Below are 11,885 nucleotides of genomic sequence, written 5' to 3'. Positions count from 1 at the left end.
AGTTAAAGGTTTGATCATTCATTAATGATCAAAAAAAGAGGGTTTAGGCGATTTCAGCCTGCCCCACATGGTGATAAGCACGATTAAAATACGCAAGCCCATGTTCTTGTTCACCTTGTTGAATCGCCACTGTACGACAAATAAAAATAGTATGCGTTCCAACTTCTTGAATTTGTTCAATCTCACAATCAAAACTCACCAAGGCATCATTTAAAACAGGTGCACCAGTTGCTAATTCTGTCCAAGAGCCATGTTTAAAGCGCTCTTCTGAACTCATTTTCGATGCAAATACATTAGAAATACGTTGATGATCTGCACTTAAAACATTCACAGTTAAAATTCTATTTTCGATAAAATGCATATGTGATCGAGATGTTTTATTCATACAAACCAATAATGTCGGAGGTGTATCTGTAACACTACACACCGCAGATGCCGTAAACCCATGACGCCCAGACGCTCCTGCTGTGGTCACCACATTGACTGCACTGGTCAATAAAGACATTGCATTTCTAAAGTCTGTTGCTTCAATCATCACCTTATTCCTAAATTGAACCATCGCTTTTTTAGATTTCGCACTCACCCAATGGCGTTATATCGACATATCATCTAAATGAATTCTGAATAGAACGGATACATTGTTTGAATGGAATATGAGCTACCTATTTCTTCTTAACCATTATCTTTTTAAATAGGTAGCCATTCACATCATGCTATCGATGAGTAGAAGAATATTAAGCCGAAAGTTCTTTTCGGATGATCTCTGCGCCTGCACTTAAAGCACTGAGCTTGCCTCTTGCGACTTCACGAGCCAAAGGTGCCATACCGCAATTGGTAGAAGGATAAAGTTTATCGGCATCGACAAACTGAAGTGCTTTGCGTAACGTATCTGCAACTTGTTCAGGTGTTTCAATGGTATTGCTTGCGACATCAATCGCACCAACCATGACTTTTTTACCGCGAATAAGTTCAATCAGATCCATTGGCACACGTGAGTTTTGGCATTCAAGTGAGATGATATCGATTTTAGACTTTTGAAGTTTAGGGAATGCTTCTTCATATTGACGCCATTCTGAACCTAAAGTCTTTTTCCAATCTGTGTTGGCTTTGATGCCATAGCCATAGCAAATATGAACCGCAGTTTCACATTTCAGGCCTTCAAGTGCTCGCTCAAGCGTTGCAACACCCCAATCATTCACTTCATCAAAGAACACATTAAACGCAGGCTCGTCAAACTGGATAATATCAACACCTGCGGCTTCTAATTCTCTCGCTTCCTGATTGAGAATTTTGGCAAATTCCCAAGCCAGTTTTTCACGGCTTTTGTAGTGGCCATCATACAGTGTATCAATCATGGTCATTGGACCTGGCAATGCCCATTTAATTGGCTGATTGGTTTGCTGACGCAAAAACTTGGCATCTTCGACAAATACGGGTTTTTGGCGACTCACAGCACCAACAACCGATGGCACGCTTGCATCATAACGATTACGAATGCGAACAGTCTCACGCATCTCAAAGTCAACACCATCCAGATGTTCAATAAAGGTAGTGACAAAGTGTTGGCGAGTTTGTTCGCCATCACTAACAATATCAATCCCAGTGTGTTGTTGTTCTTGCAATGACAGACGTAAAGCATCTTGTTTCGCTTCAATTAATGCTTCACCCTCGAGTTTCCAAGGTGACCAAAGCTGCTCTGGCTCTGCAAGCCAAGAGGGTTTAGGTAAACTGCCAGCCGTTGATGTTGGTAATAATATTTTCATAATCAAGTATCTTCTATATCGAGTTAATTCAGCAGTGTGGTGTCTTAAACGGCGTAGCTTTTAGCCCATTGTTCAAGAATGTTTTGATAAGGTTTGATAAAGTTCTCTTCAGTCCATTTACCTTGTTTTACTGCCAATTGACCACGTTCAACACGGTCATAAACGATTCGTGTTAATGAATAATCTGGATACTCCAAACTTGCTTGATACACTTGTGCTGCTGATGAATTTGCATTGTAAATTTCAGGACGATAAATCTTTTGGAAGGTTTCCATAGTACTAATCGCACTAATAAGCTCAAAATCGCTGTAGTCATGCAACAAATCACCCGCAAAATAGAATGCTAAAGGTGCAACGCTACCTCTCGGCATAAAAAAGCGAACCTGTAAGCCCATTTTGTGGAAATACTCATCGGTACGTGAGTATTCATCTTGTTTATACTCAACACCTAAAACAGGATGCTCATTGGCAGTACGGTGATATTTCTTCGCCGTTGAAACACTCAAACAAATCACAGGTTGTTGATTAAACTCAGCTTTAAAGGTCTCTGAATTCACAAGATATTGATAAAGCTTGCCATGTAAATCACCAAAACCTTCAGGTGCGTATGACGTCGAATTCTCTTTATTGTGTTCTTTCAGCACCACACTGAAATCGTAGTCACGTACATAAGATGAGAAGCTATTTCCAATCATGCCTTCGATACGTTGATTGGTGTGATGATCGGTAATCGTACTTTTCAGCATTTCAATGATTGGGAAAGCTTGGCCATTACCTTCAATATCTAAATCCGCAGAAATAATATCGATTTCAAGTGAGTAGCGATCGCCATTCGGGTTGTCTGATTGTGCTAAGGCATTGAAACGATTATTGATCATTCGGAGCGTATTACGTAGGTTCTGCTCACGGCTTTCACCACGTGCTAAGTTAGCAAAGTTAGTCGTTAGACGCGTGTTATCTGCTGGTTGATAGTTTTCATCAAAACGAATGCGTTTAATTGAACATGCAAACTCTGTACTCATGGCGATCTCTACCCTATTTTCTGCAATAAAACCGAAATTTCTTTATGTCGTAATTTATACCTGAACCATTACATGAATAAAAATGATTTTATCTAACACAAAGATGAGCGAAATTCATGTGTGGATTTTTTGTTATGTTTATAAACAATGAAAGTAAGAAAAATAACTACAGTATTTATAAGCAATTAACTTGGATATTTAAATTTTAAATATTTGAAAATAAAGAATTAATTTATATTTTAGTTGACCCCCAAAAAGTATGAGAGAATCAATTGTTAAGAATGTAATACATATTAAAAAAATTATAAAAAATAAGCATGAACAGCATTTAGTTCCTGTGCTTAAAGTGAATGATATGCTTAATATACAGTCTATCAAGGCTTGCATAGGAAATTTCTATGTTGGAATAACAATGCCTATTGGATATCTATCACGAATATTATTCATAATGAAAATATCTCATGTTGTTCTTATAAGGCATCAATTTATTCATCTTTTGGGTTTGCTACATAGCTGAAGTATACAATTTAGCTTTAAACCTTATCGCTATATTCAACAAACTCAACTGGCTCTTTCATAAGTCCAATGAATCAATATAAGGATTATAAAATAAGTATGACATTGAAAAAACTGCCTAAGCTAACTTAGACAGTCTTGTATAGCACGATCTAAACGGATAGGTTAGAAATCCATCGTCCACGACAATTGTGCTGTACGTGGTGTACCAAGAAATAAATAATCATCGCCAAAGTAGCTCCCTACATCACGCCAATATTTCTTATTGAACAAATTATCAACGTTGAATCGAAGCGTATTGTCATAACCATAAGCACGGAAATTATAAGCAGCACCTGCATCAAACACGCTATAACCTGACACTTTAGCTGTGCCTGATTTATTGGCATACTTACTACTGCTATATTGCATACCTGCCAATAAACGCAGCCCTTCTACTTGTGGCATGTGATAAGACAAATGACTCGCAAAACGCACTTTAGGCACATTTTGAGTTTGGTGCCCTGCATATTCATCCACGTGTATATCTTCTAAACGTGAACGAATCAACGCCAAACTAGAACTTAGATCTAGATTCTGAGTTAATTTCCCTTGCAAGCCAAGTTCTAAGCCAAGGTTATGTTGTTCACCTTCAGTTAAGAAATAATTATCAGCATTGGTGTACTGATGATCTTGTTTCAAATCAAACAATGCAGCTGTAAACAATAGCCCTTGCCACTGTTGTTTAATACCTAACTCATATTGAGTTGAATCTATAGGTGCTAAAGTTGCATAAGCATTGCCTTCGATACCTTTATCTGGATTGCCATAGGCAAACCACGGCGCTTGACCACCATCACTCAAACCTTTGCTATAAGAAACATATAGATGAGTCTGTTCCCAAGGTTTATACATCACTGCAAACTGTGGTAAGAAACGATTGAAATTCGTGTCCCGAATGCTGTTCGCATTTTCATCATAGGCACTTTCATTTAAATGTAATAACTTACCACCCACCACAGTCGACCAAGCGTCATTAAAATCAATCTGATCTAATAAATTCAAAGCCGTTTGCTGGCTATCCAATGATTTGTAATGATTGCCTAAAGTTTTGTCTGTAGGTGTATAGCTGATAGGATCATGATTAATATTTCCAGTTCCAATGAGTTCATTAATCGCAACATATTGTGCATGGCGTTTGTATACATGTGATAGCTCTAAACTAAGATGATGTTGCCATGTACCCGTGTTGAATTGACCATTTAAGCTTGTTTTAAATTGGTTGGTTAGATAACTGTCATCAGGGCTGCGAAAATCATAAATATCGTAGTTACCATTTTGGTCAAAAGTATTCCCTAATCCTGAGGTTTGGCAGACACTGCTATAGCATCCCCATGCAAAAGCTGAATAATCATCTACAACTACACGGCTTTGCGAAGCTGTCAGGTTGGCAACCCAATTGTCATTGATTTGGTAAATATATTTCAGGCTGGTATTTAAACTTTGATTGGTGACTGGATTACTCCAGCTTTGGTAGCCAAGCAAACGATCCCACTCAACGCCAGTAGGCACAGTTTTACCATCAAGTAACTGATAACCGGGTACTGAACGTTGACGTTGACGCTGAGATTCAATATCAAATTCTAGTTTAGAACGATCTGAAATTTTCCAATCTAAAGCCAAAGAACCGAATAAACGCTTTCCATCTGCATGTTCCACATAAGGATGAATTTCTTCTTTCGCTAGGTTTACTCGATAACCAAACTGCTGATTTTCGCCAAGCAAATCACCAAAATCAGTTGCAACACGGTTACCCCCATGGCTGTCTGCTTCAACAGTAATGGAGCGAATATCTTTTGGGCGCTTGCTTACATAATTCACCACACCGCCTGGTGTTGACATACCGCTTTGAATGGCACTAATACCTTTTAAAATTTCAACTTGTTCTTTGTTTTCAAGTGCCACATTTTGTTCACCACGCAGCAAGTTACCATTCAGCAAGTAACTTGATCCTAAATTTAAGGCAAAGCCACGCATCATAAAGTTTGAGTAATAGCCAATGGGTGCATAGCCATCTCCGACTGCTGCATCATTTTTAACTACATCGCTGAGTGTTTTTGCATGCTGATCCGCTATACGATCGGCTGTTACTGTACTGATAGATGCAGGAATTTCAGCAATATTTTGCTGCGTAAAACCCGATAAATTCACTTTATTTTGAGAATCGGTTGTTGTTGGTATTCTTTGAGCCGTAACTGTGATGGTTTCAAGCTGCTGGGTCTCATTTTCAGTTTCAGCATGTAGCAATACTGGACTTAGTCCTAGACATGAAAATGAACCAACCGCCAGTAGTGCTTTTTGTAAACAAGAAAATGGATATGTTTTCACAGTAATTGCCTAACCCCAAAAGATAATTTTACAGCCTGAATTTTGCGGCATGAGTATTCACAATTTTCTTTGATTGGACAAGTATTTCTATCGTATATCTCGAATTAAAAAATAATTTCTATTCAGTTTAGTACATAAAAACTGCGCACAAGAAAATATCGCCTATTCGTATACATGTGATTTAAATATTTATAGTTCAATTTCTCTACGGATTAAAGCAGAAGAAATGGCCTGAGCTGTAGATTTTGCACCCAGTCGCTTTCTGATATTACGCAAGTGATTTTCAACAGTTCGGGCTGAAATTTTTAGAATATCTGCAATATCAGAGTGCTTATGACCGATTGCAGTCCATTTCAATACTTCTTTTTCTCGTTCTGTTAGAAAACTACTGTTTTGAATAATGTTAAGGTCTTTCTTATGTTGAATTTGACGAAATGCTAGTGTTGAAACCGTTTGTATGATTAGCTTAAAATCGGGACTCATATCGACAACTTCACCTGCAAAGGAAATTGCTCCCTCTAAGCCTGTGCGTCCAAAAATAGGAATTTGGACACCATTCACCTCAGCTAAATTTTTGAGATTTTTAATAATACGATAGCTTTCTTGGGTTTTTTCTTTATTTAATGTTTTCGCCCAAAAGAAGGGTTCATCATATTCAAAAATATGACTGCTAATTGGACAACGCCGTAAATAAGTTTCGCGTTCATCAAGGTTACTTTGATCCACCTAATCGCCATAAGTAAAAAAGATTTCATCGATTAATTCATTTCTATTATAAGGCGAAACACTACATATAATGATTCGATCAAAGTTTAACTTTTTTGCAAATTCTACAATAACGTCAAAAATATTATTCAGTTCACGGGCTTGTCTAAGTTGATGCGTTGTTTGAAAGAATAATTCAGCAAATTGATGTTGATTCAGAATTTTCATACCACTTTTCTCGATAATTCTTTGTCTGTTGACTTCAAGTTTACAACATAAGCCATTTATGACATCTCAACAGATACTAGATAAACTTATAAAATATTTAAACTAATATTTTGATTTTCAATAAAAATAGCCACTCCGCAAGTGACTATTCTTTATTCATTATATGTCTTTATGCATTGTATGGCATTAAAGTGTAGTATCTGCCAGTAACGTTTCAGCAGCCAATTTACCTAAGTTGTGTGATGCTAAAGGACTATCACCTGTTAAAAGTTTTCTGTCTTTATGAACTTGCCCTGTAATGCCTTTATTGAGAATCTTAACGCCTAATTTCTCTAAATTTTCACCAACTAACCATTGTAGTTGACCTGGCATATAACCGATTTCAATATTTGGCCCTTTATCAAGTGCATCTGGGAATACACAAAGTTCATAACCTTTAAAAATATAATTTTCAGGTTTTTCATCCACTGCAGCTGCAAGTAAAGAAGCTGGGCCATGACAAAGTGTAATCACATATTTATCGTGGCTTAAAGCCCATTCCAATACTTTTTTAACGCTTTTACTTTCAGGAATTTTTGCAAGTACACCATGACCACCGGGAATAAATACCCCTGCATAAGGTGAATCTTTGCTCAACGCATTTTCTAAAATATCATCAAGTTTTAACGGATTTTTAAGTTGCTCTGCATATTTTGCATAGGTATCTACAACAACTTTTTCTTCATGTGGCATTGCCCACATTTCAAGCTTAACAGGGTTGCCTGAAAGTGTTGCGATATCAAATTCAAAACCCGCATTATCCAAATGAAATACAGGAAGTAGCATTTCAACAGGATGATTTCCCGTTGAAAAGAACTTTTCATTTTGCATCAAGATATATCGCTCATCCGTAGCAATCATCAATATTTTTTTATTGCCTTTATATGGATTTGGATACGTTGTACCGTCGTAATCAGTCTTTGAAGACGTGTATTGACTTAAAGAATAAGGTGATGGAAAAAAAGCATTGTCTTCCGCTGTATCTGGTGTAGGTGTTTTGCTTAGTTCACTCATTTTTATACTCCAATGGTTTTTTTGACTTCATTTATCGAACCGTCTGCACCAGTATATGCGAGTTGGAGAATTGATTTAAATAAGGGAAAGCCCCTATTCCTTCACATTTATGACTTGAAATGTTGTTTGTTGGTTACTTGATGTATTACTGTGATTAAGCCAGTAATTATAAGGACAATATTTGTTTAAATATTTCATTTAACATGTTGTTATTTATCTATTTTTATAAGTGTTAAGAATAATCAAATTCGAATAAATTCAGTTTATTTTATAATGTGAATCAATAAAATCTGTACCAGCTAATCTATAGTTTTATTTTTTTTAATATAATTCAACCACTTATATACAGCATATAAAAGCTTACATGCTGTATATAGCGACCTACTCTGTTAATTCATGTAAATAAACAGCGTATTTACGACATGCGAAACTAGTTTGTTAAGCTTACAGCTTTAGCACGCGCTGCATGAAGTTTCTTATAACTTTCAATTAAACGTAAATGACGCTCTAAGCCTTCAAGTTGCATATTGGTTTCGGTTAAACCATAGAAACGAACACTACCTTCCATTGAGCCAATCACGGCATCCATACGTTCATCACCAAACATTCGACGGAAATTGGTTTCATAATCGTTCAGATCCAAATCATCGTCTAATTCAACTTCAAGCACGACATTCATACATTGATAGAACAATCCACGTTCAACCGTATTGGTGTTGTATTGCAAGAATGTTTCTACAAGCTCTTTGGCTTCTTCGAACGCTTGCAAGGCAATGTAAATCAATAATTTCAATTCGAGAATGGTCAGTTGTCCCCAAACGGTATTGTCATCAAACTCAATACCAATCAAAGTCACGATATCGGTATAATCATCAACTTCTAGTTCTTCAAGACGTTCAACTAAGGCTTCAAGTTGCTCATCATCTAAACGATGTAAATTTAGAATATCTTCACGGAATGCCAACGCTTTATTGGTATTGTCCCAAATCAAATCTTCAACTAAATAAATTTCAGAATAATCAGGCACTAAAATACGACAAGCTGTAGCGCCTAAGTGCTGATACACCGCCATGTAGACTTCTTTGCCCATCTCTTCAAGAATGCCAAACATGGTTGCAGCTTCTTCTGCATTGGCATGTTCACCTTCACTGGTAAAGTCCCACTCTACAAACGCATAGTCAGACTGAGCACTAAAAAAACGCCAAGACACCACACCACTTGAATCAATAAAATGTTCAACAAAATTATTCGGTTCAGTAACAGCATTGTTGCTGAATGTAGGTTTTGGTAAATCATTTAGCCCTTCAAAACTACGACCTTGTAACAATTCCGTTAAGCTACGTTCTAATGCAACTTCTAATTTGGGATGAGCACCAAATGATGCAAAAACACCACCTGTACGAGGGTTCATTAAAGTCACACACATCACTGGGTATTGACCACCGAGCGAAGCGTCTTTCACCAAGACAGGAAAGCCTTGCTCTTCTAAACCTTTTATACCTTCTACAATACTTGGGTATTTTGCCAAAACTTCTTCAGGTACATCGGGTAATGTGATCTCGCCTTCTAAGATTTCACGTTTTACGGCACGTTCAAAAATTTCAGATAAACACTGAACTTGTGCTTCTGCTAAGGTATTTCCTGCACTCATACCATTACTGAGGTATAAATTTTCAATCAAATTTGATGGGAAATAGACAACTTCACCATCTGACTGACGTACAAATGGCAATGAGCAAATGCCTCGTTCAGTATTTCCTGAATTGGTATCGTATAAATGCGTACCAAGCAGCTCATCGTCAGGGTTATAAATTTCTAAAGTATATTCATCCAGAATTTCTTGTGGTAATTCACCATTTGGCCCCGGTTTAAACCACTTTTCATCTGGATAATGTACAAATTCAGCATTGGCAATCTCTTGACCCCAAAACTGATCATTATAGAAAAAGTTACAGTTTAAACGCTCAATGAACTCACCCAATGCAGAAGCCAAAGCACTTTCTTTGGTAGAACCTTTACCGTTGGTAAAACACATCGGTGATTGAGCATCACGAATGTGTAATGACCATACATTTGGCACAATATTACGCCATGAAGAGATTTCAATCTTCATACCTAAATTTGCCAAAATACCTGACATATTGGCAATGGTTTCTTCTAGAGGTAAATCTTTACCTGCAATAAAAGTACTACTTTCAGAAGCTAAATTCGGCATGAGTAAAGCTTGGGCATCGGCATCGATACTTTCAACTTCTTCAATAATAAATTCAGGGCCCGTTTGAATCACTTTTTTCACGGTACAACGATCAATCGAACGTAGAATCCCTTGGCGATCTTTATCTGAAATATCTGTAGGTAATTCAACTTGAATTTTAAAAATCTGCTTATAACGATTTTCAGGATCTACAATATTGTTCTGTGACAAACGGATATTATCCGTTGGGATATTTCGTGCAGCACAATACACTTTCACAAAGTAAGCCGCGCATAATGCAGATGAAGCGAGGAAATAATCAAATGGACCCGGTGCTGAGCCATCACCTTTATAACGGATCGGCTGGTCGGCGATTACCGTAAAATCATCGAACTTGGCTTCTTGGCGAAGATTGTCGAGATAATTAACTTTGATTTCCATGCTGGCACCTAAGTATTCTTATGTGTAAGCATTAAACACATAAAATTCAAAATATTAATCAATCAGCCGAATCACGGATCAGAAATTGATTTAAAAGAAAGCCTTTCACTGAACATAACGATCTATGTTGAATGACTGACTTAAGAAAAGATTGTCCGTATTATAGAGTGATTTTGTCCAGTTGATAACTTTTGTCTGTATTTCTGGACAATTCCTATCATTTTTATGATTTTTAATGACTACTGAATAGACACTTTTTAACGTTCTCTTGCTTTAAAGCTATACAAGTAATTTGCTTTCAATTAGTATTTTTAAAGATCGTTTTTAAATTTGGTCAGGAATCATTTATTTCCATGAAAATAGCAGATATTGGCAATCAACCTTGTTCAGTCGCACGTACTTTGTCGGTGATTGGTGATACGTGGTCAATGATGATTATTCGTAATGCTTTTTTAGGGATTCGTCGATTCGATGATTTTCATAAAAACTTAGGTGTAACTCGCCATGTTTTAACAACGCGATTGAATACCTTAGTTCAAGAAGAGATTTTATATAAAACCCCATACACAGAGACACAGAAACGTTTTGAATATCGTCTGACTCAAAAAGGGCTCGATCTATACCCTATTTTGATGAGTATTATCCATTGGGGCGATACCTATATGGATAAAGGACAAGGTGCACCTGTCGATTATGTACATAAACCATGTGGGCATAAATTTCATCCCGTTATGATTTGTTCTGAATGTACTGAGCCTTTAGATCCTAAACAAGTAAAAGTTGAAATAGGTAAAGGTTTTTTAGCTTTTCATTCTGAAGCAAAAGCAGCGTTATGAGTTTTAATTTGTAAAAATTTTAGAATGAATCATTCAAGTATCTTCTTAACTCATTCTACAGATGTTTTAAATATGTAAATCATTATCAAACTCTATTGTTTCTGAATCATAAAAACCCAGCTGAATCGCTGGGTTTTTCATTTAAAAATATACTTTTAAAGTACAGGCATAATCGATGGGATCATGTCGTGAATGGTTTTGCCTTGGCAAGTTTCACCGATTGCAGACATTTTCCATGCACCATTGTGACGGTAAACTTTAGCAATAATTAAAGCGGTATAATTCCCTTTTGCTGAAAGGTTATATTTTGCAATTTCTGTATTGGTTGTAGAGTCAACTAAACGACAGTATGCATTTTCAACTTTTTCAAACGTCTGACCACGGAAGCTACTGATCGTGAAAACAATCGCTTTTACTTGTGGTGGAATTTTAGTTAAGTCAACATGAATCACTTCATCATCACCATCACCTGCACCAGTACGGTTATCACCTGAGTGCCAAATGCTACCATCACGGCTTTTGAGTTGTCCAAACCAGATTGCATCGACTGGTTGGTTGTTATCATCAAAAATAATGGCTGAAGCATCTAAGTCGATTGAGTCGTCACCACGACCACCAAACATACCAAAGAGACCACCACCGCTTTTCGCAACATCCCAACCCGCACCCAAGAAAATTTTGGTGAGTGAAGAACCATCTCCTTTTTCTAAAGAAATTTTTTGTCCTTTGACTAAACTAATACCCATGATTTTTTCCTCTT

At 36.9% G+C, this 11,885-nt stretch carries 10 protein-coding genes; 1 reads left to right on the top strand and 9 read right to left on the bottom strand.

Annotation, left to right across the window (positions count from 1 at the left end):
- Positions 1-43 precede the first annotated feature (43 nt).
- From ACY45D_RS09125 to ACY45D_RS09090, 8 genes are all read right to left on the bottom strand, one after another.
- A complete protein-coding gene (locus ACY45D_RS09125) occupies positions 44-535 on the bottom strand; it encodes a flavin reductase (RefSeq protein ID WP_463106457.1) in 492 nt (163 codons plus the stop codon).
- A 199-nt stretch (positions 536-734) separates the two neighbouring features.
- Positions 735-1,763, bottom strand: coding sequence for a methionine synthase (locus ACY45D_RS09120; RefSeq protein ID WP_463106456.1), 1,029 nt, complete (start codon positions 1,761-1,763; stop codon positions 735-737).
- Positions 1,764-1,807: 44 nt separating this feature from the next.
- Positions 1,808-2,785 (bottom strand): DUF1852 domain-containing protein, encoded by a 978-nt coding sequence (locus ACY45D_RS09115; RefSeq protein ID WP_463106455.1) that lies wholly within the window; start codon positions 2,783-2,785, stop codon positions 1,808-1,810.
- A 681-nt stretch (positions 2,786-3,466) separates the two neighbouring features.
- Entirely contained in the window at positions 3,467-5,668 is a 2,202-nt protein-coding gene (locus tag ACY45D_RS09110; RefSeq protein WP_463106454.1) for a TonB-dependent siderophore receptor, read from the bottom strand.
- Between the two features lie 189 nt (positions 5,669-5,857).
- Complete coding sequence (locus ACY45D_RS09105; protein ID WP_463106453.1) at positions 5,858-6,394, bottom strand: PA1136 family autoinducer-binding transcriptional regulator; 537 nt, start codon at positions 6,392-6,394, stop codon at positions 5,858-5,860.
- The gene (locus ACY45D_RS09100) at positions 6,395-6,601 is read right to left on the bottom strand and encodes a hypothetical protein (protein WP_463106452.1); all 207 of its coding nucleotides are present in this window, start codon (positions 6,599-6,601) and stop codon (positions 6,395-6,397) included.
- 186 nt (positions 6,602-6,787) lie between these two features.
- The gene (gene hchA / locus ACY45D_RS09095; protein ID WP_463106451.1) at positions 6,788-7,654 is read right to left on the bottom strand and encodes a glyoxalase III HchA; all 867 of its coding nucleotides are present in this window, start codon (positions 7,652-7,654) and stop codon (positions 6,788-6,790) included.
- A 430-nt stretch (positions 7,655-8,084) separates the two neighbouring features.
- A complete protein-coding gene (locus ACY45D_RS09090; RefSeq protein WP_463106450.1) occupies positions 8,085-10,289 on the bottom strand; it encodes an OsmC domain/YcaO domain-containing protein in 2,205 nt (734 codons plus the stop codon).
- Between the two features lie 353 nt (positions 10,290-10,642).
- On the opposite strand from ACY45D_RS09090, the gene ACY45D_RS09085 reads away from it, so the two are divergent.
- Entirely contained in the window at positions 10,643-11,125 is a 483-nt protein-coding gene (locus ACY45D_RS09085) for a winged helix-turn-helix transcriptional regulator (protein ID WP_463106449.1), read from the top strand.
- A gap of 155 nt (positions 11,126-11,280) precedes the next feature.
- On the opposite strand, the gene ACY45D_RS09080 is transcribed toward ACY45D_RS09085, so the two are convergent.
- Complete coding sequence (locus tag ACY45D_RS09080; RefSeq protein WP_463106448.1) at positions 11,281-11,871, bottom strand: TerD family protein; 591 nt, start codon at positions 11,869-11,871, stop codon at positions 11,281-11,283.
- Positions 11,872-11,885 lie beyond the last annotated feature (14 nt).

The sequence above is a fragment of the Acinetobacter sp. BZX-2 genome (genome assembly GCF_055179795.1).
Note: the sequence above shows the minus strand (reverse complement) of the source record. Positions and strands in the feature narration are given on the sequence as shown.